The organism is uncultured Kriegella sp., from assembly GCF_963975415.1.
Classification (GTDB): Bacteria; Bacteroidota; Bacteroidia; order Flavobacteriales; family Flavobacteriaceae; genus Kriegella.
Map to the genome: position 1 here is coordinate 219,854 of NZ_CAXBGN010000001.1, position 26,208 is coordinate 246,061.

21 protein-coding genes are annotated in these 26,208 nt (G+C 39.8%); 11 read left to right on the plus strand and 10 right to left on the minus strand.

Annotation, left to right across the window (positions count from 1 at the left end; all coding sequences use genetic code 11):
- The first annotated feature begins 14 nt into the window (after positions 1–14).
- Positions 15–2,189, plus strand: a complete 2,175-nt coding sequence (locus AACZ88_RS00955; protein ID WP_339704845.1) for a DNA mismatch repair protein MutS — start codon at positions 15–17, stop codon at positions 2,187–2,189.
- 156 nt (positions 2,190–2,345) lie between these two features.
- On the opposite strand, the gene AACZ88_RS00960 is transcribed toward AACZ88_RS00955, so the two are convergent.
- Positions 2,346–3,896, minus strand: coding sequence for a thiol-activated cytolysin family protein (locus tag AACZ88_RS00960; RefSeq protein ID WP_339704848.1), 1,551 nt, complete (start codon positions 3,894–3,896; stop codon positions 2,346–2,348).
- Between the two features lie 311 nt (positions 3,897–4,207).
- Here AACZ88_RS00960 and AACZ88_RS00965 point away from each other — a divergent pair, with 311 nt between their 5' ends.
- Positions 4,208–6,103, plus strand: coding sequence for a tetratricopeptide repeat protein (locus AACZ88_RS00965; protein ID WP_339704851.1), 1,896 nt, complete (start codon positions 4,208–4,210; stop codon positions 6,101–6,103).
- A 40-nt stretch (positions 6,104–6,143) separates the two neighbouring features.
- Complete coding sequence (locus AACZ88_RS00970) at positions 6,144–6,548, plus strand: thiol-disulfide oxidoreductase DCC family protein (RefSeq protein ID WP_339704854.1); 405 nt, start codon at positions 6,144–6,146, stop codon at positions 6,546–6,548.
- 6 nt (positions 6,549–6,554) lie between these two features.
- Here AACZ88_RS00970 and AACZ88_RS00975 read toward each other — a convergent pair whose 3' ends face one another.
- The 4 genes from AACZ88_RS00975 to aroC form a co-directional block, all read right to left on the minus strand.
- Positions 6,555–7,361 carry an alpha/beta hydrolase gene (locus AACZ88_RS00975; protein WP_339704857.1) on the minus strand — a complete coding sequence of 269 codons (807 nt, stop codon included), beginning with the start codon at positions 7,359–7,361 and terminating at the stop codon, positions 6,555–6,557.
- Positions 7,348–8,217: an alpha/beta hydrolase gene (locus AACZ88_RS00980; RefSeq protein WP_339704860.1), complete on the minus strand. Its 870-nt coding sequence runs from the start codon at positions 8,215–8,217 to the stop codon at positions 7,348–7,350. Before AACZ88_RS00980 ends, AACZ88_RS00975 begins: the two co-directional genes overlap by 14 nt.
- 120 nt (positions 8,218–8,337) lie before the next feature.
- Positions 8,338–9,675: a dicarboxylate/amino acid:cation symporter gene (locus AACZ88_RS00985; protein WP_339704863.1), complete on the minus strand. Its 1,338-nt coding sequence runs from the start codon at positions 9,673–9,675 to the stop codon at positions 8,338–8,340.
- 64 nt (positions 9,676–9,739) lie between these two features.
- Entirely contained in the window at positions 9,740–10,804 is a 1,065-nt protein-coding gene (aroC, locus tag AACZ88_RS00990; protein WP_339704866.1) for a chorismate synthase, read from the minus strand.
- 189 nt (positions 10,805–10,993) lie between these two features.
- Between aroC and AACZ88_RS00995 the strand changes: the two genes are divergently transcribed.
- Positions 10,994–11,851 carry a UDP-2,3-diacylglucosamine diphosphatase gene (locus AACZ88_RS00995; RefSeq protein ID WP_339704869.1) on the plus strand — a complete coding sequence of 286 codons (858 nt, stop codon included), beginning with the start codon at positions 10,994–10,996 and terminating at the stop codon, positions 11,849–11,851.
- Here the strand turns inward: AACZ88_RS00995 and AACZ88_RS01000 are convergent.
- Complete coding sequence (locus tag AACZ88_RS01000) at positions 11,840–14,752, minus strand: FAD-linked oxidase C-terminal domain-containing protein (protein WP_339704872.1); 2,913 nt, start codon at positions 14,750–14,752, stop codon at positions 11,840–11,842. The two genes, AACZ88_RS00995 and AACZ88_RS01000, sit on opposite strands and share 12 nt — an antisense overlap.
- A gap of 97 nt (positions 14,753–14,849) precedes the next feature.
- Here AACZ88_RS01000 and AACZ88_RS01005 point away from each other — a divergent pair, with 97 nt between their 5' ends.
- Together AACZ88_RS01005 and AACZ88_RS01010 are read left to right on the plus strand one after the other, a co-directional pair.
- Positions 14,850–15,344 (plus strand): hypothetical protein, encoded by a 495-nt coding sequence (locus AACZ88_RS01005; protein ID WP_339704875.1) that lies wholly within the window; start codon positions 14,850–14,852, stop codon positions 15,342–15,344.
- Between the two features lie 109 nt (positions 15,345–15,453).
- Entirely contained in the window at positions 15,454–16,584 is a 1,131-nt protein-coding gene (locus AACZ88_RS01010) for a TlpA disulfide reductase family protein (RefSeq protein WP_339704878.1), read from the plus strand.
- 82 nt (positions 16,585–16,666) lie between these two features.
- Here the strand turns inward: AACZ88_RS01010 and AACZ88_RS01015 are convergent, their stop codons facing one another.
- Together AACZ88_RS01015 and AACZ88_RS01020 are read right to left on the minus strand one after the other, a co-directional pair.
- Positions 16,667–18,310: a hypothetical protein gene (locus AACZ88_RS01015; RefSeq protein ID WP_339704881.1), complete on the minus strand. Its 1,644-nt coding sequence runs from the start codon at positions 18,308–18,310 to the stop codon at positions 16,667–16,669.
- 157 nt (positions 18,311–18,467) lie between these two features.
- A complete protein-coding gene (locus AACZ88_RS01020; protein WP_339704884.1) occupies positions 18,468–19,118 on the minus strand; it encodes a rhomboid family intramembrane serine protease in 651 nt (216 codons plus the stop codon).
- Between the two features lie 65 nt (positions 19,119–19,183).
- Between AACZ88_RS01020 and AACZ88_RS01025 the strand changes: the two genes are divergently transcribed.
- Both AACZ88_RS01025 and AACZ88_RS01030 read left to right on the plus strand, forming a co-directional pair.
- Positions 19,184–20,080: a lysophospholipid acyltransferase family protein gene (locus tag AACZ88_RS01025; protein ID WP_339704887.1), complete on the plus strand. Its 897-nt coding sequence runs from the start codon at positions 19,184–19,186 to the stop codon at positions 20,078–20,080.
- 77 nt (positions 20,081–20,157) lie between these two features.
- Positions 20,158–21,159 carry a sterol desaturase family protein gene (locus tag AACZ88_RS01030; RefSeq protein WP_339704890.1) on the plus strand — a complete coding sequence of 334 codons (1,002 nt, stop codon included), beginning with the start codon at positions 20,158–20,160 and terminating at the stop codon, positions 21,157–21,159.
- Here the strand turns inward: AACZ88_RS01030 and AACZ88_RS01035 are convergent.
- Together AACZ88_RS01035 and glmM are read right to left on the minus strand one after the other, a co-directional pair.
- Entirely contained in the window at positions 21,149–21,925 is a 777-nt protein-coding gene (locus AACZ88_RS01035) for an endonuclease/exonuclease/phosphatase family protein (RefSeq protein WP_339704893.1), read from the minus strand. The genes AACZ88_RS01030 and AACZ88_RS01035 overlap by 11 nt on opposite strands.
- Before the next feature lie 15 nt (positions 21,926–21,940).
- Positions 21,941–23,329 (minus strand): phosphoglucosamine mutase, encoded by a 1,389-nt coding sequence (glmM, locus tag AACZ88_RS01040; RefSeq protein WP_339704896.1) that lies wholly within the window; start codon positions 23,327–23,329, stop codon positions 21,941–21,943.
- 88 nt (positions 23,330–23,417) lie between these two features.
- Here glmM and AACZ88_RS01045 point away from each other — a divergent pair, with 88 nt between their 5' ends.
- The 3 genes from AACZ88_RS01045 to AACZ88_RS01055 all read left to right on the plus strand — a co-directional run bounded on the left by AACZ88_RS01045 (position 23,418) and on the right by AACZ88_RS01055 (position 26,202).
- A complete protein-coding gene (locus AACZ88_RS01045; protein WP_339704899.1) occupies positions 23,418–24,008 on the plus strand; it encodes an acyl carrier protein phosphodiesterase in 591 nt (196 codons plus the stop codon).
- Entirely contained in the window at positions 23,999–25,681 is a 1,683-nt protein-coding gene (gene ggt / locus AACZ88_RS01050; RefSeq protein WP_339704902.1) for a gamma-glutamyltransferase, read from the plus strand. Before AACZ88_RS01045 ends, ggt begins: the two co-directional genes overlap by 10 nt.
- A gap of 92 nt (positions 25,682–25,773) precedes the next feature.
- Entirely contained in the window at positions 25,774–26,202 is a 429-nt protein-coding gene (locus AACZ88_RS01055; protein ID WP_339704904.1) for a GNAT family N-acetyltransferase, read from the plus strand.
- Positions 26,203–26,208 lie beyond the last annotated feature (6 nt).

The window sequence follows — 26,208 nt, forward strand, 5'->3', positions numbered from 1 at the left end:
GATTTAATTGATCAATGGCTAAAATTGCACCAAAAACACTTCAAGACCTCGAATTTCCAACGGTACTTCAACAACTATCGGACCGATGCAGTACAGCGTTAGGCAAAGAAAGGGCGCTGTCTATTGCACCACAACGGGACAAGGAAATGCTTTTAGATATTCTCGGGCAGACCTCTGAATATTTATCATCACTAATTAGTGACAACCATATTCCGAACCATGGTTTTGATAGCATTAACTCTGATTTAAAATTATTGCGAATTGAAAATACCACATTAGAAATTAGTGGTTTTCGGCGTATTGGTTCCATTTGTATTACAACGAACGAGCATAAAAAGTTCTTTAAAAAATTTAGAGAGTATTTCCCGCTATTGTTCGCTAAATCGGAGGAAATTGAATCAAATGCCGAAATTCCGAAGCAAATCAATGCAGTCATTGACCGTTTTGGGGAAATCAAGGATAATGCTTCCGAACACTTGAGAACGATTCGGCAGCAAATGCACCAGGTAAAGGGTAAAATCGGGCAAAGTTTCGCCTCCGCCCTGCACACATACCAAGGTTCCGATTATTTAGATGAGATTCGAGAATCGGTGGTTGAAAACCGTCGCGTTTTAGCAGTAAAGGCTATGTACCGCAAAAAAATAAAAGGATCAGTGATGGGCACCTCAAAAACCGGAAGCATCGTCTATATTGAACCGGAGGCTACGCTCAAATACAGTAGAGAGCTCAACAACTTGGAATTTGACGAAAAGGAAGAAGTCCAGCGAATTCTAAATGCTTTGACCGCCCAAATTCGCCCCTTTGCCCCCCTCCTATCCGATTATCAAGATTTTTTAGCACATATGGATGTTACGGCGGCCAAAGCCAAGTACGCATCGGAGATGAACGCTCTAATGCCTACGATTAATGCCGAACATGAATTGCATTTACGTGATGCCTATCATCCGTTGTTGTATATGAGTAACAAGCGAAAACGTGAAAAAACGTTTCCCCAGAGCATTATACTTCATCCTGAAAACCGCATTATCGTTATTTCAGGACCGAATGCCGGAGGTAAAAGTATTACCTTAAAAACTATTGGTCTCCTTCAAGTTATGCTACAAAGTGGTTTATTGGTGCCCGTACACGAACGCAGTACCATGTGCTTGTTCAACACGGTGCTAACAGATATTGGCGACAACCAATCTATCGAAAACCATTTAAGCACCTATAGCTATCGTTTGAAGAATATGAACCGGTTTTTACGCAAATGCGATAAGAACACTCTTTTTTTAATCGATGAGTTCGGTACAGGTAGTGACCCTGAACTTGGGGGCGCCTTGGCCGAAGCCTTTTTAGAGGTTTTTTATGAACGAAAGGCTTACGGCGTGATTACTACGCACTATGCCAATTTAAAGGCCTTGGCCGATGAACTACCCCATACTACAAATGCCAATATGTTATTTGATGGAAAAACTTTGGAGCCTACTTTTCAGTTGGTTCTGGGAGAAGCAGGAAGTTCGTTCACCTTTGAGGTGGCACTAAAAAATGGTATCCCCTACAGCTTGATCAACAAAGCCAAGAAAAAAATAGAACGTGGAAAAGTACGTTTTGATGCCACTATTGCCAAGTTGCAGAAAGAACGTAGCAAAATGGCTCAGACCGGTTCACGTTTACAGGAAGAAGAGTCCAAAGCTCGTGAGGAGGCCATGCGATTGGAAAAATTGAATGCGAAGGTCAAATCAAAATTGGAAAATTATCAAGAGCTGTACGACCATGACCAACGGATGATCCAATTAGGCAACAAAGTAAATACGGCGGCAGACAAGTATTTTCATGATAAAAAGAAACGGCCTTTGGTTTCTGAATTACTGCGTATTGTAGAGACGGAAAACAGCAAGCGAAAGAAAAAATCGGCCACCCAAGCCAAAGCGGAACGGGTAAAAAAAGCACAGGTGCAACAGGAAGTACAAAAAGAGGTCAAGGTTATTCGCGAACGGAAGAAAGTCGAAAAGAAAAAGGCTGTTATTAAGGAAAAAAACAAGCCCAAACCTGTTTTTAAAGTGGGTGACCGCGTAAGAATGCACGATGGTAAGGCCGTCGGTAGTATCGATTCCATTGAAAAGAATAAGGCAATCGTGAATTACGGTATTTTCACCACCAATGTAAGCGTTGATCAGTTAGAGTTGGTACAAGCAAAGAAAAAATAATTTATTTATCTGATTTGAAATTCATTATATCTAATCGTATACGATTTAATTTCTTTTTAGCATACCTGCTCCACCCTTACAAAATATAAAAGCCGACACCCAAGCTGTTGAATCACAACTTTGAATGCCGGCTAAACCGCTTGAGATAATTGAGACCTATCTTATGCGCTGAACACTAAAATTGGCTCGTACATCGTGTTGGGGTTGCTCATCAAACTTCAATTGAACTCCCGTAGGAGTAGATTTTAAATCTTTCAACAAAACTCTTTTTGATCTCGCTCCCAAGAAATCGTCATAAGAAGTGTCTTCATCTGTGAGACTGCCTGAAAGTTCAATGTAATCATCGTCATAGTTTGGACGATATAATTCAAATTCGATACTTTGATTAATGTGATGAAGCCCTGTAAAACGTATATTGTTGGATTTGCTACGACTCCACTTCACTTCTTTGTTAGACCCCGTATTGACTTTTCCGGTGACATTTCCGAATATTTCTAAATGAGAACCCTCTAAGCCACCAGGTGTCTCCGCAATCCGAAGACTATTTATGCTTATCTTAAATCTAGGGTAAGCCAAATCACACGTTCTTATAGGATATTCAGAGGTCAATACCACACGCGCCACGGGAGTACCCTTTTTTATAAATCGCAGTTTATAGGCCAATGGTGCCCCGGGAGAGTCCTTGGAGTAGTTACCTCCATCCGCAATAAATTTATATACGTCGGCCGGACCATTAATGGCTTCTGCCGCATCGCCACCCGAACCACCAATAATTAGGGCCTTGATGCTGGATTCATTTATGGTTTTAGAATATTCAGAATCTATTTCTCCATCAACAGATGAAAATGACGCACTAAAGGCGGCTTCAATATCGGTTTGACTGGCATTGGTCTCAATGGTATATAACACCATTCTGCCATAGGCTACAGATGCTACATACACCGGACTGGTAGATCCTAAGGAACTTAAATCTGGTAAAGCACTAAACAAATCACTGGGGTCACTAGGCGGGTCCATATCTATCGTATAATAGGTTTGTAAATACTTTAATACGAATTTGTTCTTGTAAGTAGATTGGTCAAAGTTGAATGAACTTGAAACGCTCTGCCCCGCAGTTCTATAATTAACACCTAAAGCAATACTAAGATGCTCTTCAGAATATACTTGGGTCACTTCAAAATTTAACCGTGCCCCTGTAGCTCCGGTAACTTCTTGGTCAAGAATAGTTTTGATGCCTTCCCTCACGGTTGAAAGCTTGGGATCTATAATTTCTACAACGGGACTTCCACTGATATTCGTTAATGAAGCGGATAAGGTTATGGGCGCCCTATTCGTGGTTATGGGAATATACTCTCCTGTTGGTATTGATTCCCCCTTCAACAGGGCTCCTGGAAAAATAACATCCGTCGAAGGGTCTAAGGAAAGCATTTCATCATATCCCGGTGCTGCTTTAAATGTTTTAACATAGCATTCCAATGATTCGTCTTCAGTGTCTCGTTCTGGATCTGATTCACTAACTTCTTCAGGGCTTTTCAATTCATCGGGCTGATCAAAAAATTGAAGCTGTGCCACTTGGGCATTGAAATCATTGCTCTGGCCTTTATCAATTGGGCCATCGTCATCCTTGCTACAGGACAAATTTGCTACCATTGCGAAAGTAAAAATGAACTTTGTAATAATTTTGATTTTTTTGGAAAATGCTTTCATGACTTTAAGTTTTTAGGATTCAACACTTCAAAACTAAGCGTGAAACACTCCCTCCCCTAATTTTAGGTATGGACAAAGTATGGACATGGCACTGTATTTTTCCTCTGAATAAACATGGACAAAGTTATATCCAGGAAATAACCAAAAACACATTAAACCTAACAGATACAGTAGTTTACATACTTTATACATTTCATTCCAAAAGCAAATTGGATGGACTTTCTATGGACAAAATATTTTTAGGGTGCGGACTATGGTACTAGCTGAAATGATATATTCGTTACCTTAGAATTCTAAATCAAGAAACCAGTATGAAACTAAAGACATTACTACTTCTGCTAATTTTTATACTTTGTTCACATATCGGGTTTGCCCAATACGGGTCGGATCAAAAAAAGATTGATAGTCTACTTTCAGTATTCAAGAGCGCCAAAAAAGACACCAATTCCGTCTATATTTTGATTGATTTATGGCGCTCCACGATTAATAGTGATGTAGACAGTGCCATAAAATATGCGAAGGAAATGATTGAACTCTCAAATACATTGAAGTATGACACCGGAATATCGACAGGACATCAAAGGTTGGGAATTGCTTATTCATACCTATCAGACTATTCTGCTTCTAATAGAGAATATTTAAGGGCATTGAAAATATATGAAAAACACAATAGCCAAAGAATGATGGGTTCGATGCTATTTAACATTGGAATCAACCATCAAGGACAGGGGCTTTACGACAGTGCTTTTCACTATAATAAATTGGCTGAAAATAAATTTATCGAAATACATGACACCCTTCGCCTAGGTAGTGTTTATGACCAGGTTTCCGGCATCTACCTTGAAAAAGGACAATATCTTTTATCCTTAAAAAATGCCATTGAGGCTTCTAAAATATTCAAGAAACACAATGATTCGGCTCGATATGGCGATGCTTTAATTAAGATTGCCGACAACTATGAGAGTATGGGCAATTTTGATGACGCAGAGAACTACTATAGACAGTGCATAACCTTATTTGAGAGCACCAATGACATGTATTATAAGTCAATCGCCTACAGAAAACTTGGTATTTTGTTCAGGAACCTAAAGCCAATGCAAAGAGACAGCGCCGAACACTATATTAACCAGGCCGCTCAAATTGCAGTAGCCATCAAAGCCCCCTCATCGGAAGGAATAGCGCTGAATGATTATGGCCATATATTTCTAAAAATTGGTGACAACCAAACGGCTAAAACCTATTTTCTTAGAGCCTTGGAACTATCTCGCTCAATTGGAACAAAAATGGGCGAATCGTCAAACTTAATCGATTTGGGAAAAGTAGATTATGAACTTAATAATTTTGATACCGCATTACAAAATACCCTTCTAGGAATTCAGATAGCTAAGGATGCCGAAATTCTCGACAATGTAAATCGTGGTTATGAAAGTCTTTCAAAAATTTATAAAAGCAGTAACAATCTAGAAAAAGCATTGTATTACCAAGAAGAATTCAAGCAATTAAACGACAGTATCTACAACATCGAAAAGGCAACGAAATTAAATGAGTTGCAGACCATTTATGAAACCGAAAAAAAAGAAGCTTCCCTAGCGCTTCAGGAAGAAGAAATAAATACCTTGAATGAAAAAGCGAAGGTCGACAAATTGACCAAAAGCCTCTATGCAGGCGGCATGTTTTCATTTCTAGCCGTTTCCGGGTTGCTGTTCTTCGGGTTTCGCCAACGCATAAAAAGGAACAAAGTAGCGCGTGAGAAGCAAGAAGAAATCTACAAACAGCAAATTGAACATAAAAAGAAGGAACTGGCCAGCCAAACTTTACATTTGGTACAGAAAAACACCTTCATTCAAGAGTTACAGGAGAACTTGGAAAACTTAAAAAATTCTCCGGAAAAATTCAAAATAGAGTTCAGACGTATCGTTATGCTTTTAAAAAAGCAGAACGCCGAAGACAAAGACTGGGAAGTATTTAAAACTTATTTCGCGGAGGTCCATAATGACTTTGATCAAAAATTAAAGACTGTTTACGCTGATATTACCGAAAAAGAAATTAGGTTGGCGGCCTTTCTCCGCATGAATCTTTCCACCAAAGAAATCGCGGCCATGTTCAATGTAATGCCCGATAGCATTTTAAAATCGAAATACCGATTAAAGAAGAAATTGGCCTTGGACAAGAAAACTGATTTAAACAGTTTTTTAAATACCCTGTAAATCATTTAAGTTTAAGTTTGACATCGTTTATCTTTGTCATGTGGAAACAACTAAAAAAATAATTCTTTTTGACGGGGTCTGCAACCTCTGCAACAGTTCCGTTCAGTTTGTCATCAAGCGTGACAAAAAAGACGTCTTTCGCTATGCAGCTTTACAAAGTGAAGTGGGCCAATCGTTATTGGCTGAGCGAAACATCGATACTTCAGAGGTTGATTCCATTATACTTATCGACCCGGGCGTCGCTTATTATACCAAATCAGATGCGGCCTTGGAAATATGTGGGGAAATCGGAGGGGCTTGGTTGGCACTTACCGTCTTTAAATGGATTCCTGCCAGCATAAGAAATATCGTATACGATTTTGTAGCCAAAAATCGCTATCGGTGGTATGGTAAAAAAGATCAGTGTATGATTCCCACCCCTGAATTAAAGGCTAAATTTCTATAAGTCCACTTATTTCTCGAAAATTTCATCCAAAGCCTGAAAATAGCTTTCGAACTCAGCAAGGTTATTGTGGTTTGCCTGTTCGATGGAAAATGCTTTTTTGAATTTTGCGGCCGATAACCTATAAAGTGTATTCTGATGTTCATAAGGCACCAGATCATCTTCCTTACCATGTATAATATAGGTTGATGAATTTTTGATTAGTTCGATATTTCTATGGTTCTGAAACGGAAACTTTAGCAATAGTTTAGTTGGAAGTAGCGGATATTGCTCATGGGCAACATCTAGAACACTTGTAGGGGTCGATTCCAGAATCAATTTATGAGGTTGTCTGGCAACAGCCAAATGCGTAGCGAAAAATCCGCCTAACGACCGCCCAAAAACAATAATATTCTTTTCCTTAAAGTGACCTTTACAGTAATCGTAAAATAGAACGCCATCAGCAAGCATAAGTGCTTGCCGTCTTTTCCCAATGCTTTTCCCATAACCTCTATAATCCCACACCACAACGTCGTAATTGTATCTGTTCGATAACTCTTGTGCCCATTTGCCCCAGACATCCAAAGCACCGGCATTGCCATGACAGTACAATATAACACCCTTTGGTTTGGGCTGCTTAAAATGTAATCCGTTCAGAACGGCTCCATCTGTAGCGGTCAAAAATAGTTCCTCATAGGAGGTCGTGAATTGATATGCATAATCTTGAGGAAGTCTAACACTTCTAAAAAGCAGTCTTTCTTGAAAAAAATATAACATACCTGTTAAAGCAATTAGTAGCGTTATAAAACCTAAGCGTACAACTTTAAGTTTTTGCATTTTTAGTTTTTTTTCTTCTAAAACTAAGGCTGCTATTCTCAGGGTCGATTGTTTTGGGCAACTTCGCAAATAATATCTCCTCCAAAAACCTGTGAAACTGTGGATAGGTGTGTAAATTGTTATGTCCGCCTCCTATAACAGGATACAATCGGGTAATTTCAGGTTTTATCTTAGATAGTTTTATACTGGTCTTAAAAGGAATAAGTTTATCGTTGGTGCCATGAATAATTTTTATCGGACATTCTACATACTGGATCCATTTATAAGTTTTTATAGGAAAACGAAGTACGAGCGACATCGGCATCATAGGTAAGTAGCGCTTCGCAATATGGCTCACGCTATAATATGGGGCATCTAATATCAACATCCGCGGGTTATTCGTCGATGCCAATTTTGTGGCAAAGCCAGAACCTAACGACCTCCCATACAAAATTATATATTTTTCATCAACCTGCTTTTTTAGTGCGTCATACGCATATTGCAAATCTCTTTTGATACCTTCTTCCGTTCTAACACCTGTACTTTTTCCAAAGCCCCGGTAATCTACCATTACCACATCAAAACCTAAACGGGTAAAATCAATGGCAAATTTCCCCCACCCTTTTAAACTTCGGGAATTACCCTTAAGATAAAAAACGATGCCTTTGGGTTCCCTTACCTTGAAATGGACCCCATTTAAATTGACCCCTTCATCAATTTCTATATTATATTCATCAAAAACTTGGTTGGCATATTTGAACTCGAAATCTTCCGGTAACTTTTCAGGTTTGAAAATAAAACGTTCTTGTAGAAAATATGTGGCGACATTCATTGCCACAAAGAGGAAGAACACCACTAAGAGAACAATACCCCACATATGTTACCTAAAGATACTCTAAAATAGTGAAAAGAATGACCTAGTGAGTTCTATTTCACTTAAAGGCAGATTGTTCGTTGTGGAAAGATGAGTGTTTAAATTGTTATGAGACGTAATAAATCAAGAACCTTTTGATTTAATTTCATCTAAATGGTCATCCCAGTTTTGGACCTTCGGTTTTCCCATTTTACCGACTGATTTGGCCACCATCATTGCCACGGTAGCATCGCCAGTAACGTTTACTACTGTGCGGCACATATCTAAAGGACGGTCTACGGCAAAAATAAGAGCCAACCCTATGGCCAATTTATCAGGGGGGAAACCAATAGCCTCCAAAACGATGACCAGCATGACCATTCCGGCACCGGGAACTGCCGCAGAACCAATTGAGGCGAGTAACGCCGTAAGCACTATAGTCAACTGACTAGATAAGGTAAGTTCGAACCCCAAAGCTTGTGCTATAAATACGGCTGCAACTCCTTGGTAGAGGCTTGTACCATCCATATTTATCGTAGCCCCGACCGGGAGCACAAAACTTGACACTTCCTTGTCTACCCCGATATGCTCTTCGACCCGCTCCATAGTTACTGGGAGTGTTGCCGCACTTGAACTTGTCGAAAAAGCCAGCAATTGCGCCGGACTAATTTTGCTCAGAAAAGTGATAGGATTATATTTGGTAAAAGAGGCGACTACCAAAGAATAGAAAGCAATCATCAAGAACAACCCTAAAACTACTACTCCGGCGTATTTCAAAAGCGCAACTAATAACTCGGGGTCACTAGACGAAGCTACAACACTTGCCAACAGCGCAAATACGGCCACCGGGGCCGACAACATGATCAAATCGACCATCTTGAGCACCACATCGTTGAGGGAGTCAAAAAAATGTTTTAGGGGTTTGGCTCGCTCTTCCCCTATCAAGAGCATAGAAATACCCAAGAAAATGGTGAAGAAAATCACCTGCAGCATCAAGCTATTGTTGCTTAAGGCGAAAATTGCGTTATCGGGCACCATATCCTCCAAAAAATGCAAGGGGCCACTATCCTTTTGTTTCGATGCTTCCTCCAGTTTCGAGGTAACCCCACTATCATTTGAGTAGGTTTCGGTTAGCTTGGCGATGGTTTCTTCAGAAATTCCCTCCCCCGGCTGTAATATATTGACCAAAACAAGACCGATCGTAATTGCTACGATTGTTGTACAGATATAAATGACTATGGTCCGCACCCCAATATTCCTGAATTTGGAAATATCCTTCAAATCAGAGATCCCTTTTACCAAAGAGGCTAAAATAAGGGGAATAGCAATTAATTTGAGTAATTTGACGAAGATGGTTCCCAAGGGTTGAATCCAATCTGAGACGAATTGTTCGCCCCAACTGAGCTGGTTCATGCCGAACCCGAACAAAATACCCAGAATCATTCCAATCAAAATTTTCCAATGCAGCTCCATTTTCTTCATAAATTGTTTTTTTGCGTTATTGGATCAATATACCAAATTACAACCATTACCCTTAAAAAATGCGTTATAACCTAGAACCCCGACCAAGAAGCATAAAATCGGCCAGAACTAGAGCTGTCATCGCCTCTACAATAGGCACAGCTCTTGGAACTACACATGGATCATGTCTCCCTTTACCCTGGGTCATTACCTTATTTCCTTCCTTGTCAATGGTTTCATAAGGTTGAATTACGGTGGCAACAGGCTTGAAGGCTACGTTGAAGTAAATATCCATTCCGTTACTGACTCCTCCTTGAATACCTCCACTATGATTTGTTCTCGTGGTTCCATCGGTGTTAAATTGGTCATTATGTGCACTGCCCTTCATTTTCACGCCTTCAAAGCCACTACCGTACTCAAAACCTTTCACGGCATTGATCGATAACATGGCTTTTCCCAAATCAGCGTGTAGTTTATCAAAAACCGGCTCTCCCAAACCGATGGGTACATTTTTGGCGACACAAGTAATAACACCACCAACGGTATCACCCTCTTTTTTGATAGTTTTAATATACGCTTCCATTTTTTGTGCCATCTCTGCATCTGGACAACGCACAGGATTTGACTCAATTAATGAAAAATCCAATTCTTGATATGATTTTTCCAACCGCAGCTCCCCCACTTGAGAGACAAAAGCATTTATATCTATACCTTGTAAAAATTGTTTTGCAATAGCCCCACCCACTACTCGACTGGCCGTTTCACGTGCAGAACTGCGTCCACCACCGCGATAGTCACGAAAACCATATTTTTTATCATAGACGTAATCGGCATGGGAAGGACGATAAGAGTCTTTAATGTGCGAATAATCTTTTGATTTTTGATTGGTATTATGAATGGCAAAACCAATTGGCGTACCTGTGGTCTTACCTTCAAAGATTCCGGAGTAAAACTCTACGGTATCGGGTTCCTTCCGCTGTGTAACAATGGCCGATTGACCGGGTTTTCTTCGATTTAAATCTATTTGAACCGCTTCAAAATCAAATTCAAGGCCTGCAGGGCAGCCATCTAATACCCCACCGATGGCTTTGCCGTGAGATTCTCCAAAAGTGGTCAATTTAAAAAGGTTTCCAAATGTATTTCCGGCCATGTTCGGTTCTGCTTATTATTAAAGAGCCCAAAGGTAATTTTTAAAATCCCCAAAACCAAAACCCGTAATTTTTAATTATGGTTTCCAACGATATAGACTTAACCCAAATTTAATATCACTTAACATTTTGTTTATTTAAACTTCACACCATTCTTATTATCAATGGTTTAATTTGTAGTAAACAACCCGGTGAAAAAAAGAAAAATAGATATAGCAGTCGTGTCCGATGTTCATCTAGGTACTTTAGGATGCCATGCAGATGAGCTACTTTCCTATTTGAGTAGTATCAATCCGAAGAAGCTCGTACTGAACGGAGATATAGTCGATGTTTGGCAATTCTCGAAACGGTACTTCCCAGCTTCCCATATGAAAGTCTTGCGAAAGATAATCAGCATGGCTTCTAAGGGTACCGAGGTATTTTATATTACCGGTAATCATGACGAATTGCTTCGAAAATTCAGTGGTACTTCTATGGGTAATCTACACGTGGTCGATAAGTTGGTATTATCGCTACATGGAAAAAAGGCTTGGTTCTTTCATGGAGATATTTTTGACTTACCGATCCAAAATGCCAAATGGCTGGCGAAGTTAGGCAGCTATGGGTACCATCTTCTGATTCTGTTGAATAAATGGACCAACTGGATGCTTTTAAAACTAGGAAAAGAGCGCTATTCCCTATCTCGAAAAATAGAAACCAGTGGTCAGCGTGCTGAAAAATATGCAATTGATTTTGAGGAATCAGGGGTTCGTATGGCGATTGAACATGGGTATGATTACGTGGTTTGTGGACACATACACCGGCCCAAAAAGGAGATTCACACCATGAAAAAAGGAAGTTGCACTTATTTAAATTCCGGCGATTGGCTAGAGAGCTTGACCGCTTTGGAATATTCCTTTAAACGCTGGAAAATCTACCGGTACAACCAAGACAAGCTTCTACCTTTTTTTGTAGACGAAGAGCTAAAGGAAATGGACATCAATGAGTTGATTGCCTCGATATCTTCCCCACTGGAGAAAAAAAGCAGGGACAAGGAGTCAATCGATTAATGCATTTTTTAAAACCGTTATCGGATGCAAAGCTTTTCTTTTGGTACCGTCATAAATTTGATGTCTACAACTCGTTCCGTTCGCAGCAATGATAATATCATCTAAAGATTTTCGTATTGCGGGAAATAATTTGAGCTCTCCAACTTGCATACTCACCTCGTAATGTTCCTTTTCATAACCAAAGGAACCTGCCATTCCGCAACATCCTGAAGCTATAATCGTAACCGAATAATTCTCGGGAAGATTCAATACATCAAAAGTTACTTTTTGGTTGCTCAATGCCTTTTGATGACAATGATTGTGTATTTTAACCTGACGGGCTTCTTTGGTAAAAGACGCTGCGGTTATTTCCCCTTTTTGTATTTCGATAGCAAGAAACTCTTCAATTAAGAACGCGTTCAAGGCAATGGCATTCGTGGCGTCTGTATCGTCGGAAAGTCTTTTATATTCATCCCTGAAAGTCAAAATAGCCGAAGGCTCCAAACCAACGACCGGTACTTTTCTATCAGCAAACTTTTTTAATTCCCTTATGTTTTCCAACGCCAATTTCTTGGCTTGTTTTAAAAATCCTTTTGAGAGGTAAGTACGGCCACTTTCCGCATAAAAAAGCTCTACTTCGTATCCCAATTTCGTCAGTACTTCAATCGCATCTTTCCCTAATTCAATATCAAGATAGTTGGTGAATTCATCAATATAAAGAACAACTTTTCTTTTTTCACTAACATTTTTATTTTTAAATGATTGTAAGTAATCATTGAAATTAAAACTTGAAACTTTTGGGAGGCTTCGTTCAGGTGCTACCCCTGCTGATTTCTTCAGCAATCCGCCCAAAACGGACGAATCGTAAATTGCATTTGTGACACCTGCCATTTTACTCCCTAAACGATTGAGCTTTGTGTTATGGGCAAACAATTTATTTCGCAATGGGTAACCATTGGTCTCTTGATACTGATATAGAAATTCAGCCTTTAATGTAGCTACGTCTACATTACTTGGACATTCGGAAGCACAGGCCTTACAACTCAAGCAAAGATCGAATACCTCTTTCAATTCTTTATGATCAAACTTGTTCGGCTTATCAGATTGGGTCAAAAATTCACGTAGTGCATTGGCTCTTCCACGTGTGGTATGCTGTTCGTTTCTAGTAGCATGAAAGCTCGGACACATGGCCCCACTCGTTTTTTCGGTTTTTCGACAATCACCACTACCATTACATTTCTCGGCAGACTTCAAAATACCCTCGCTATCAGAAAAATTCAGTAAAGTCGTAATTTCAGGTTCTTCACGGTCAACCTCATATCGAAGCGACTCATCCATAGGGAATGCGTCTACGATCTTTCCAGGATTAAAAATATTGTTCGGGTCGAAATACGATTTTATCCGTCGCAATAATTCATAGTTCTGGTCACCTATCATCAAAGGAATAAACTCGGCGCGTACGATACCATCCCCATGTTCCCCGCTAAAGGAACCTCTATATTTTTTGGTCAACTTTGCTACATCGGTAGTAATATCCCTAAAAAGGGAAACATCCTCAGCTTTTTTTAAATTAAGAATGGGTCGTAAATGTAACTCCCCGGCCCCGGCATGTGCATAGTAAACGGCGTTTTGGTCATAGCCCTTCATAATCGCACTGAACTCTTCTATAAATGGTTTCAAATCTTCAAGGGCGACGGCGGTATCTTCGATACAAGCCACTGCCTTACGGTCACCTACCATATTACCTAAAAGCCCAAGCCCGGCCTTTCTCAGCTCTATCGCTTGATTTACCTCACCACCCTTCAGAACAGGGTGAGCATAGCTCAACCCTGATTTTCGAATAGTGACTTCCAATTCACCCAATTGTCTTTGCAAATCGGCTTCAGTATCTGCCTTGACCTCTAACAATAACAACGCAGCGGGATCACCATCTACAAAAAACCGGTTCTTTAACTGTTCCCTGTTATTTTTTGTGCAATCGAGGATGACTCGATCCATCATCTCGCAGGTATGAAGATTATGTCGCATGACGGGGATTACATCGACCAAACAATCTTCCAACGTTTTATAATGGGTAACCACCATTGCTGAAAGCTTGGGTGGAACTTCTGTCAACTGCAAAGTGATTTCGGTGGTAAAAGCAAGTGTGCCCTCGCTTCCAGCCAAAAGTTTGCAGAAATTAAAATCTTCTTGAACCTCCCCGAAAATGCGATTATTTAAAAGTTCATCAACCGCATAGCCTGTATTTCTGCGATGAATCTCAGGTTTAGGAAATTCACTTAAAATTCCTTTTTTTATCTCATTGTTACTTAACTCTTTACCTATATTGTTATAAATTGATGATTCAAATGAATCCAAGGAAGATTTCATTTTAAATTCGTCAGGGGATACCGCTTTGAACTCAGCCTCACTTCCATCAGAAAGTATGGTTTTCAAAGAAACAACTTTGTCTCTTGTTACGCCATACTGAATCGAAGTGGTCCCTGAAGAATTATTCCCAACCATGCCCCCTATCATGCAGCGGTTCGAAGTTGATGTATTGGGCCCAAAAAAGAGTCCGTAGGGTTCCAAGTACAAATTCAATTCATCCCTGATTACCCCGGGTTGAACAGTTACCTGTCTGCGTTCTTCATCAAAACCCAGAACTTTAGTAAAATGACGTGAAACATCTACAATAATTCCATCTCCTACGCATTGTCCTGCCAATGAGGTACCTGCCGTTCTCGGAACAAGACCTATTTTATGCTCAGTGGCAAATTCGATTAACAACTTAATATCTGCATTACTCCTCGGAAACGCAACAGCTGTTGGCATTTTGCGATAAACGGATGCATCCGTAGCATAAAGTGTAGTGGTCAGGGCATCGGTTTGCAGTTCTCCCTCAAACCTTTCAGCCAAACGATTTAGTAAATTTTTAAGCAAGTCGAAACAATTTTGACGGCTAAATTAAGTTTTTATTGTTTTATCAAGGTGCCTTAGTGTACCATTTTTTTAATTTGAAAATAGAAATACAACACTTATGAAAATTTTTAAACTGTTTGCTTTTGCTCTTTGCCTTATTTCGATTTCTGCCAGTGCGCAAGAAATATCAGATCATGCCCTAGGTCTCCGGTTGGGTGACAGTGATGGCTTTGGAGCCGAAATTTCGTATCAAAAATCATTGAGCAGATATACCCGTTTAGAGTTTGACTTAGGCTGGAGAGACAGTCGGAATTACGACGCTTTCAAACTAGCGGCCTTACATCAATGGGTACACAACATCGACCAAGGCTTTAACTGGTATTACGGAGCTGGGGGCGGTCTGGGCAGCGTTGATTTTGCGCAGCGACCCAATGACACTCCCGATGGAGGTTTATTCATATTTGCTGCCGGGGATATTGGTATTGAATACAACTTCGATTTCCCCCTATTACTCTCCTTAGACTTTAGACCAGAAATTGGAGTTTTAGGTTATGATGGGTTTTCAGATAGTTTCGATTTTGATATTGCACTAGGTATACGATACCAATTTTAGAAAATCAAGAAGTACAATTTTTACTAAAAGTCCGCTACATGTAAATGTTAAGGGCTTTTTTTATGTGCCTTTATATAACTACATTTGCAGATCTAAAAAAAATAATTTGATGAAAAAAGTTTTTATTTCCTTTTGTGCATTAATAGCCATAGTTAGCTGTAGTGATAAAAAAGATGGGTTCACCATAGCAGGAACTTTGACCGGCGATCTTGAAAACGACACCAAAGTCTTCCTTCGAAAAATGGGAGAGGAAAGACAATTGGTCGATGTTGACACAGCTTTGGTACAAAACGGGAAATTCACTTTTACCGGAGAGGCAGGAGCTCCTGAACTACAGTATGTTTTTGTAGACAAGCTGCCAGGCAACATGGTGGTTATAATCGAAGATGGGGAAATTCAGCTTAGTGCCCAAAAAGACAGTTTAGGTCTTGCAAAACTTGAGGGAACCCCACAAAACGAACTTTTTTCAGATTACATGGAAGAATCTTTGGCGATCTCACAGCGAGCTCAAAGTGTTCAAGGCGACCTTCAGAGCGCTGCTATGAAAAAGGACACGGTACTGATAAATTCTTTACGGGACGAGATGATGGAGCTTCAAGAGGAATACAAGAATTTTGAACTGGATTATATCAAGGACAACCCAACCGGATTGATCTCAGTTTTATTGATTGATCGGGCCATGGCTTCAAGAATGGTAGCTACGGAAAAAATACAAGAACTTTATGATGGGCTTTCCCCGGAGATTAAGGAAACCACCATTGCCAAAGACATATTTAAGAATCTGGAAGCTTTAAAGGCGAAAGATGAAAATGCAAAAAACACGGCGGTCGGTGCCAAAGCCCCTAATTTCTCAGCCCCCACCCCAAGTGGAGAAGAATTGGCCCTAAATGATGCATTGGGCAAGATAACCTTGGTCGATTTCTGGGCTGCATGGTGCAAACCGTGCCGGGCAGAAAACCCAAACATTGTAAAGGTTTACAAAAAATATCATGAAAAAGGGCTGAACATTATTGGGGTTTCTTTGGATAAAAAAGCCGAAGATTGGAAAAAGGCCATTGAAGATGACGGTTTAACATGGAACCATGTTTCCAATATTGCCTATTTTGACGACGCCATAGCTAAATTATATAATGTAGATGCGATACCAGCTGCTTTTCTATTGGACGAAAACGGTGTTATAGTTGCCAAAAACCTTCGGGGACCGGCCTTAGAGCAAAAAGTTGCCGAGCTGCTACAATAAATACCTTTGTAGAAAAATTGTAACGAAAAGGCCCCAGAAATCTGTACAGATTTCTGGGGCCTTTTTTTGTTATTTGAGGTGATTAGAACTTGTTCTGAATATCGACAAAATTACCTGAAACCTCTGCGCCATCAGCTTTGTTCACCTCTCCAAATATATTCACAACTGAAGCATCACCGATAAATTCGATTGTTGCCCCTTCCTCTAAAGTTAAATCACCATAAAGTGACAAATTGCCTTCTACACGAAAGGTAGCGTCTTTGCCAACAACGATACTCTTCCTTTTATTGTTCCGGCCGACTACAAGCGTTCCGTTCATTTCGAACAAGCCATTATCGCCGATTTCGACATTGTTACTAACCGTCCATGATCCACACAACAATAGAGAACCATCATCTTCTATTTTACTGAATCTTTTGGCACCTCTATATTCTTTTGTTTCCCCTTCATCCACCTTTAAACTTGAGCTTCCAGAGTAAATTGACAATGAAGCACATCTATTGGCCAAGCTTTCGTCTGGTCTATTCAATTTAACAATTTGCAGACCACTTTTACCCGAAGCGGCAAAAATATAATCACCTTTTGATTCCACATAATTGATAGACCCTTCCAATTCGATAATTCCGACCAAATCAGTATTATCTCCCTGATCTTCAGATAAGCAAAGACCTGCACCACCATTGGCCATAAGCAACACATCTTCATTGGTAACCACGGCATTGGTAACAATATCACCGCTATCTACTCCATCGGGATTAATTAATATGGGCACATATTCGATTAAGGAACCTGTGGAAACATTATAAATTCCAGCACCTTTTGAACCTTCGGAAACAACAATGTTATCTCCTGAAAATGCCAATGTTCGTTTGGTATTATCACCAAAATCAGAGTCTATCGCAATTTCTTTAATAGTTTGAAAACCATCATTTAATATACTAACCCCTTTACTGGCATCCAATACGGCTATAGTTCCATTATTGATGGCTACTGCACGTAAATCGGAAAAAGGAACCTCACTTTGTATCTCAATATTATTTTTGGAATATGAGGTTAAGTAACCTTCTTTTCCACTAGTTACTACTACAGTATTGGAAGTTGTTTCTACATCCGTAGCGTTATATCCTTCTTGAAAACCATAGGTTATACCTGCATCGATATCCAATCGACCATTTGAAGCAACAATACGCGCAACAAAAGAGTTTGAGGTGGCCGTAACCGATTTTTCGGCATCTACCCCACCAACGGCATAAACATAACCGTTTTCATATTTGATCGCGTTTATATCGGCATTACGATAGTGCAAACGCGAAGTAACTCTTGGGTTATTGGGATCACTGACGTTGATAATATCTATACCCCCGGCATAACCATCTTCAACGGTATTATAAGAGACATAGGCATAATCGCCATCAACATGAACATGTGACGCCGTAAGGTTCGTGGCTCCTGAATAAGAAGGAGGGTCAACTTGCGCGACAAGAGTCAATGGGTAATCACCCGCCTGCTCTTCATCCGTTGTTTTACCTGCTTTTCCTGTAGTGGATTTATCATCTTCAAAAATATCGAGAACACCTGCATTGTCGTAGACAATACTATTTAGAAGCACTTGTTCGTTGCTCTCTATTTGAACATCATCCTGTGGATCACTAAAAACTGTTGTTTCGTCACTACATGACGCTACAAGTCCTAAAATAGCCGAAGCTATAAAAACTCTTTTTTTCATAATAAGTAGGTTTACTAGTTAGATTTGGGTTCTAACGTAACGGCAAAATTAGGAACAACGTATATATTAAACCTATTTTCTTCGATAAAACACAGGTAAATTGGTGTGTCTGAACGATATCTCGTTAAAGCGATATTAAAGTCCGCTGTATTGAACGCTAAATTTTCCCCATTTTTTCCATAACAATCAAAATGAAAATGGGGATAGCCAAAAGAACGACCATCAAAGTTTCCGTTAACAGTAAATCTGGTTTAAAAAGCAGGGTAACCAAATAGCCCCCAATAGCACCGCCGAAGTGAGCCGTATGCCCAATATTACCCATTCTACTTTTCATTCCGTAGATAGAATACATTAAATACCCGATGCCTACAATATATGCGGGAATGGGAATGGGAATAAAAAAGAGCATGAGATCCATACCAGGTTGTAATAGAATGGCCGCATATAAAATACCAGTAACCGCACCGCTGGCACCTACCGCGCTATAATACGGTTCATTCTTATGAAAGAAAAGGGCCAAAAGACTTCCTGCCAATAAACTGACAAAATATATAGCTATAAATTTTCCGGGCCCGAACCAACTAATAACCACATCGGCAAAAAAATAAAGCGTAAACATGTTAAAGAACAAATGAGCTACATCAACATGTAGAAATCCGGAAGTAAGCATGCGCTCTTTTTGTCCGGCATTTATGGGACTGATACCAAACTTATAACGTTCAAAAAAGGTGGGGTCGTTGAAACCTTTCAGGGAAACGAGCACATTGGCTACGATAATGGCAATCGTGGCCATATGAAGATTAAACATAGTAAAAGAAGTTATATTATTTTTGGTACCAAATATAGCTATATTTGCCCAGTATAAATGATTACATGCAGCTACTCGTTTTTATCTTGGTTTATCCGCTCTTATGGCTCATTTCGATACTACCCCATCGTATGTTCTACGGCTTTTCAGATTTTGTTTTCTTCATGGTCTATCATGTTGTAGGTTATCGAAAAGAAGTAGTACAGGCCAATTTGGTGTTGGTTTTTCCTGAAAAATCACTAGATGAAATAAAGGAAATCCAAAAAAAGTTTTACAAACATATGTGCGATATGTTTTTGGAAATGGTAAAAACTATGAATCTGTCAAAAGCAGAAGTAAAAAAAAGATACCATTTAACAAACTTGGAAGAATTTCAAGAAATCGAGAAAGAAAAAACAGTTCTTGTCGTTTGTGCCCATTATGCAAATTGGGAGTGGAACGTCAGCATTAACAACTATGTTGATACCAAAGGCTATGCCGTATACCAAAAGATAGGCAACAAATACTTCGATGCCTTTATCAAAAAGGTCAGGGCCCGTTGGAATACCACGTTGATTACCACCTCAGAAACCCCTAAAACGGTAATAAGGAATAAAAAAAACGGAATCAAGTCGGGTTACGGAATGGTAAGCGACCAATCACCACAGGTAAGCCGTGCTCAATATTGGAGTGAATTTATGGGGGTTACCGTTCCAATTTATAATGGTGCGGAATCCCTTGCCCGTAAATTGAATTTGGCCGTGGTATTCTTAAAAGTCTCAAAAGTGAAGCGAGGTTATTATCAAGCAACATTTATTCCAATTACCCTCGAGGGAAAAAATACTGAGAAAAATGAAATTACCGACCGATTTCTTCGCTTGACCGAGCAACAGATTCGGGAAAGACCGGAGCATTACCTATGGACGCATAGGCGGTGGAAACACAGGGATAAAGTTCCTGAAAAGTTTAAATCACCGAAGTAATCCCATGGTTTCAGTTCAAGCTCGAACTGGCCATTTTTCTCCGGATTTAAAAAAAAAGCTATATTGTCACCTATTTTATGGAAATTCTCGAAACAATTTACCAAGAAGTAATCGGGTTTTTAGGAATTTCCCAGGCATGGGAAATTTTAAGGACCGGAAACTTTGCTGCATTAAGAACCTATGAGGGGTTCACAGCATTTATATTCCCTATTATTCCTTTCTTGGTGCTATTAGAGTTGACACTAGGTCTAATTTACAAAAAACCCCACTCCAAAGTATATAAGGTCAATTTCCTTATTTATATATTTAATCGGGTTGTTGGCCGTTTCATTGCCATTGCCATGGTTACTTGGATTATTGGTTTCTTTCAACCACTGGCACCTTTTCAGACCAGTTTTACCTGGTATTGGTTTATATATGGCTATATCGTATGGGAGTTTGGTCATTTTTTATATCATTACTGGGGCCACAAGGTTCGCTTGTTTTGGTGTCTGCATTCTACACATCATGCGCCCGAAGAAATGAACCTATCGGTAACCTATGCCCACTTTTTTCTTGAGGCCCCCTATGCAGATACCATCAGAACCACAGTTTGCATATTGGCAGGCATTGAACCTACCATGCTCTTTGTTATCATGTTCATTGATGGAACCTACGGTGCTTTTATTCACGTGGGCGAAAACTTAATGAAAAATGGTCGGTTCGGATTTTTAGAAAAGTATATACTTACACCTTCACACCATAGGGTGCACCATGCCAAAAATCCACTTTACATGGACACCAATTTCTGTAACCTATTAAATATATGGGATCGGGTTTTTCGAACCTATCAAGAAGAACAAGAAGATGTAAAAATCGAATATGGCATTACACGCGAAATGAATTCGGGAAATTTTATGGATGTCTATTTTGGTGAAATAGTAGCACTAGCCAAAGATGTATGGCATGCCCCAGGAATCAAAAACAAATTACTTTACCTTGTAATGCCCCCAGGTTGGCACCATACTGGTGACCATAAAACTGCTAAAGTCGTACGGACCGACTATTTCAATTCCCAAAAAGTCAAAGTCAAGGTGTAAAAACCAAAGTAGCCATTACGATACAGTGATCGCTGGCATAATTCTCACACAGTACCTTATATTCCAACATTTTCCAATGTTTTGGCTGGTTGTATAGAATATAATCAATTTTTTTATGGGGTCCTGTTGAAGGGTATGTTCCTTGTTGCGCTTCCGAAATGGTCGATTTAGTAAAAGCTTTTGTAATAATGTTGATGGTTTCGCTTTCAGGAGTAGCATTCAAATCTCCTAAAAGCAATGTGGGGTATTTTGATTCTCCCAACTGTTTTACCAGAGCATTGGCCTGCATCATTCTATCTTTCTCATCTTTTTGGTGATCTAAGTGAGTACCCACAAACTGAATGATATTACCATTTTTTGTTTTGACCCGCACTACGGCAGCTGCCCTTGGTTCTGAATTCGGTAAATGCGGAAGGGCAATATTCTCTGTACTGATAAAGCTATATTTCGAGAGCACTCCTTCTCCATATTCCCCACCATCATAATACATGGCCCTAGCGAATAAAGAAGCCATTTGTGTACGATATCCCAATTCAGTAGGCAAATCATAGTTTTTGGCCCTATTTGTTTTAAAATCCACCTCTTGAAGTGCGACAAGATCAGGGGAATACGAATTTATAACTCCGGCAATCGTATCCAAATTAAAATCGTTCTTCACGGTAGCCCCGTGAAGAATATTAAAACTCATTACCCTTAAAGTGTCCGATTGAGCCTGACTTACCTTCATGGTCAGGCCAATAAAAAGAACGATCAATAGTTTTCTCATTTTCCAATACTAAATTTATAGGCCAGCAACAGTCTTTATTTCTTCAATAATCCTATCTGCCAAGTTATCGGCTTCCGATTGACTCTTTGCTTCTGTATAAATTCTAATAATGGGCTCCGTATTTGATTTTCTCAAATGCACCCAATTCTCAGGAAAGTCAATTTTAACACCATCGATGGTAGTGATATCCTCATTTTTATACTTTTCGGCCATAGCCTTCAAAATACCATCTACATCTAAACCAGGTGTTAGTTGGATCTTCTTTTTACTCATAAAGTAACTGGGGTAACTATCGCGTAAATCCCTAACCGTGCCTCCGCGTTCGGCCATTAACATAAGGAATAAAGCAGTGCCGACCAGCGAATCGCGCCCATAATGACTTTCAGGGTAGATAATACCTCCATTACCTTCACCGCCAATAATAGCCCGATTTTCTTTCATTTTAGTGACTACGTTCACCTCTCCTACCGCAGAAGCTTCATAAGTTCCCCCATGTTTTTCGGTAATGTCTCGTAAAGCTCTTGACGATGATAGGTTCGAGACCGTATTTCCTTTTGTTTTTCCTAATACATAATCGGCACAAGCCACCAAGGTATATTCTTCCCCGAACATTTCGCCATCGTTCGTAATAAAAGCCAAACGGTCGACATCGGGGTCGACAACAATTCCGAAATCAGCTTTTTCTTTAATGACCAAGTCACAAATATCCCCTAAATGTTCTTTTAAAGGTTCGGGGTTGTGTGGAAAATGTCCGGTCGGGTCACAATACAATTTTACCACTTCTACATCCAAAGCCTCCAATAACTTCGGAATTGCAATTCCCCCGGTTGAATTCACGGCATCCACAACAACCTTGAACTTGGCTTTTTTAATCGTTTCGGCATCTACCAAAGAAAGGTTTAAAACTTCATCAATATGTATGTCGATGTAGGCATCGTTCTTTGTTGTTGAACCCAAATCATCCACTTCCGCAAAATCAAACGCCTCCTTTTCGGCTATTTCGAGAATTGCGGCTCCTTGGGAAGCATCTAAAAACTCTCCTTTTTCGTTTAAAAGCTTTAAGGCATTCCATTGCTTTGGGTTATGGCTCGCCGTCAATATTATACCCCCATCTGCATTTTCCAAGGGCACTGCAATCTCTACTGTGGGCGTTGTCGATAAATCTAAATCGACTACTTCAATACCGAGACCGACTAAGGTTGAAACCACCAAATTCTGAATCATTTCCCCCGAAAGTCGTGCATCACGACCGACAACCACTTTTAATTTTTCTTTATTCGAATAATTTTTCAGCCAACTGCCGTAGGCGGCCGCAAATTTAACGGTGTCTATTGGTGTAAGGTTGTCGTTGGTTTTCCCTCCAATTGTTCCGCGTATACCTGATATCGATTTTATAAGTGTCATGTATTTGAAAAGTTTTTGCAAATATACAGGTCTAAGGTTAACCTTAAGTTACTTATTAGTAATTTCGAAATTTAAATTTTCATTTTTTATGAACTATTTGGCGCATATTTTTTTATCATTTGACCATGCCGAAGTAACAATTGGAAATTTTATTGCCGATAGTATACGTGGTAAAAAGTATAAGCACTTGCCTATACCGGTTCAAAAAGGAATTATATTACATCGTGCAATAGATACATTTACCGATGCCCACCCTACGGTACGCAAAAGCACCAAACGACTTCACAAAAATTACAGTCATTATAGCGGAGTCATAGTTGATATTTTTTATGATCATTTTCTCGCTAAGAATTGGGCCAATTATTCGGCGGTGCCCTTGCCTATTTTTGTGGATAATTTTTATGATTTACTGGAAGACAATTTAGCTATACTTCCCCTAAACGTACAACGAATGATGCCTTATATGATTACCGACAATTGGATTTTAAGTTATGCAAAGTTGGAAGGAATAGCCCGCGTTTTGGAAGGCATGAACAGAAGAACCAAAAATCGGTCAAAAATGAATTTTGCCATAGTTGATCTTGAGGAGCATTATGATAAATTTGAATCGGAATTTACCTCCTTTTTTGAAGAACTAACCGTTTTTTCCAAACAAAAGTATATCTCACTATGCGAATAACCATTCTAATTTTTCTATTCATTCTATTTGTAAACTGTAAAACAAAACCTGCAGCACCAACGGGATTGGTAACCGAAAAAGCCATGGTCGTTTCGGCCCGTGAGGAAGCCTCAAGAATCGGAACGGAAATCTTAAAAAAAGGAGGCAATGCTTTTGACGCCATGGTGGCTACCGAAATGGCCCTTGCGGTTGCCTACCCTTTTGCAGGGAATCTGGGTGGTGGCGGATTCATGGTGTACAGAAAATCGAATGGGGAAGTCGGCAGTTTAGATTATCGGGAAAAAGCTCCTTTGTCGGCGCATAGAGACATGTATCTCGACTCGTTAGGGAATGTAATCCCCGGTATGAGTACAAAAGGGGCTACTGCTGTCGGAGTTCCGGGAACTGTGGCTGGAGTTTATGAAGTACATAAAAAATTTGGAAGTTTACCCTTCAGTGACCTATTGGCCCCTGTGATACAATTAGCGGAAAAAGGGGTAGTTGTTACCCAAAAGCAAGCTGCACGCTTGGAAAGTTATCGAGAGGTTATGTTAGAGGTAAACGGTGACAGTCTTGCATTTCCGATTGCTTGTCAGGCCGGTGACACCATTAAATATGAAGTCTTGGCCAATACTTTGAAGCGTATTGCCGAGAAGGGGCGTGATGGATTTTACAAAGGTAAAACAGCAAAAAAACTTGCCGCATTTGTTCAAAAAAAAGGCGGCTATATTACAGAAAAAGACCTTGAAAGCTATGAGGCCAAATGGAGGGACCCGATTGTTTTCAATTATAAAGATTTAAAATTGATCTCCATGAGTCCGCCGAGTAGCGGAGGTTTTACAATCAACCAAATTCTAAAAATGATCGAACCGTTTGATATTTCGGAATTCGAACATAATTCTACCAAGGCCATACAGTTGTTCACGGAAGCTTCAAGAAGGGCCTATGCCGATCGCAACTATTTTTTGGGAGATCCTGATTTTGTAACTATTCCATTGAAAGAATTGTTGAGCGAAAACTATTTAAAAGAACGTATGCAGAATTTTTCATTTGACCAAGCAACGGCATCCTCGGCAGTGGCACATGGTCAAGTAGAAGTATTGGAAAGTATGGAGACTACCCACTACTCCATTATTGATGCTAGCGGAAATGCGGTTTCGGCCACTACTACCATAAATGGGGGTTATGGCTCTAAGCTATATTCCAATGAACTTGGTTTTTTTCTTAACAATGAAATGGATGACTTTAGTGCAAAATCGGGTGTACCCAATATGTTCGGACTGGTCGGTGCAGAGGCGAATAGCATTGCTCCCGAAAAACGTATGTTGAGCAGTATGACCCCAACCATTGTAGAAAAAGAAGGAAAACTTTGGCTTGTTGTGGGTACTCCGGGAGGTTCAACGATCATTACCGCGGTTGCTCAGACCATACTCAATGCTTATGAGTTCAATATGAGTATGCAAGATGCCGTAAACGCACCACGTTTTCATCATCAATGGCTCCCTGATGTGGTCATCTTCGAGCCCAAAGGATTTTCGCCAACTCTAATTCAGGAGCTTAAGGATAAAAATTATATCATTAACGAAAATCGCACCCCAATTATAGGCAAGGTAGACGCTATTCGCGTACTACCCGATGGTCGTCTTGAAGGCGGAGCCGACCATCGCGGTGACGATACGGCAGTCGGTTATTAAAGGTTTGGGTAACGACAAAAAGGAGAAATACAAAAACCTCACGGTAGTATGTAGTACTCAGGCAAATCATAGTCTAATTTAAAAAAGTCATTATGACCATTGAAATACTTCAAAAATCGAGCTTAACCCCATCCATTGCACAACAGATTAGGTCTCTTTTCAACCAACTCAATTCTGAAATAAGTCAGTTGATTATCGATAAGGTGCTGGTGCCGGACAATACTATCGTTTTTGCTGTTTGTAGGGAAGGTGATGAACTCATCGGAATGGCTGCAATGGCTACTTACAAAGTGATTTCAGGACACAAAGGAATGGTTGAGGATGTTATTGTCTCAGCCAATCATCGCGGCAAGGGAATAGGAAAAAAACTGATGCTAAAATTATTGGAAGAAGGAAAAAAACAACAACTGAATGAAATACTCTTATTTTCGGGCCATCATCGACTTCCTGCTATTACTCTTTATAAAAGTCTAGGTTTTCAACTGAAAAACAGCGGACTTTATACTTTAAAAGTAGGGTAATCAGCC

Excerpts from the sequence above, each read along its gene's own strand:
- AACZ88_RS00955 (WP_339704845.1), top strand. The coding sequence starts at position 15 with ATGGCTAAAATTGCACCAAAAACACTTCAAGACCTCGAATTTCCAACG.
- AACZ88_RS00960 (WP_339704848.1), bottom strand. The coding sequence starts at position 3,896 with ATGAAAGCATTTTCCAAAAAAATCAAAATTATTACAAAGTTCATTTTT.
- AACZ88_RS00965 (WP_339704851.1), top strand. The coding sequence starts at position 4,208 with ATGAAACTAAAGACATTACTACTTCTGCTAATTTTTATACTTTGTTCA.
- AACZ88_RS00975 (WP_339704857.1), bottom strand. The coding sequence starts at position 7,361 with ATGCAAAAACTTAAAGTTGTACGCTTAGGTTTTATAACGCTACTAATT.
- AACZ88_RS00980 (WP_339704860.1), bottom strand. The coding sequence starts at position 8,217 with ATGTGGGGTATTGTTCTCTTAGTGGTGTTCTTCCTCTTTGTGGCAATG.
- AACZ88_RS00985 (WP_339704863.1), bottom strand. The coding sequence starts at position 9,675 with ATGAAGAAAATGGAGCTGCATTGGAAAATTTTGATTGGAATGATTCTG.
- aroC (WP_339704866.1), bottom strand. The coding sequence starts at position 10,804 with ATGGCCGGAAATACATTTGGAAACCTTTTTAAATTGACCACTTTTGGA.
- AACZ88_RS01005 (WP_339704875.1), top strand. The coding sequence starts at position 14,850 with ATGAAAATTTTTAAACTGTTTGCTTTTGCTCTTTGCCTTATTTCGATT.
- AACZ88_RS01010 (WP_339704878.1), top strand. The coding sequence starts at position 15,454 with ATGAAAAAAGTTTTTATTTCCTTTTGTGCATTAATAGCCATAGTTAGC.
- AACZ88_RS01015 (WP_339704881.1), bottom strand. The coding sequence starts at position 18,310 with ATGAAAAAAAGAGTTTTTATAGCTTCGGCTATTTTAGGACTTGTAGCG.
- AACZ88_RS01020 (WP_339704884.1), bottom strand. The coding sequence starts at position 19,118 with ATGTTTAATCTTCATATGGCCACGATTGCCATTATCGTAGCCAATGTG.
- AACZ88_RS01025 (WP_339704887.1), top strand. The coding sequence starts at position 19,184 with ATGCAGCTACTCGTTTTTATCTTGGTTTATCCGCTCTTATGGCTCATT.
- AACZ88_RS01030 (WP_339704890.1), top strand. The coding sequence starts at position 20,158 with ATGGAAATTCTCGAAACAATTTACCAAGAAGTAATCGGGTTTTTAGGA.
- AACZ88_RS01035 (WP_339704893.1), bottom strand. The coding sequence starts at position 21,925 with ATGAGAAAACTATTGATCGTTCTTTTTATTGGCCTGACCATGAAGGTA.
- glmM (WP_339704896.1), bottom strand. The coding sequence starts at position 23,329 with ATGACACTTATAAAATCGATATCAGGTATACGCGGAACAATTGGAGGG.
- AACZ88_RS01045 (WP_339704899.1), top strand. The coding sequence starts at position 23,418 with ATGAACTATTTGGCGCATATTTTTTTATCATTTGACCATGCCGAAGTA.
- ggt (WP_339704902.1), top strand. The coding sequence starts at position 23,999 with ATGCGAATAACCATTCTAATTTTTCTATTCATTCTATTTGTAAACTGT.
- AACZ88_RS01055 (WP_339704904.1), top strand. The coding sequence starts at position 25,774 with ATGACCATTGAAATACTTCAAAAATCGAGCTTAACCCCATCCATTGCA.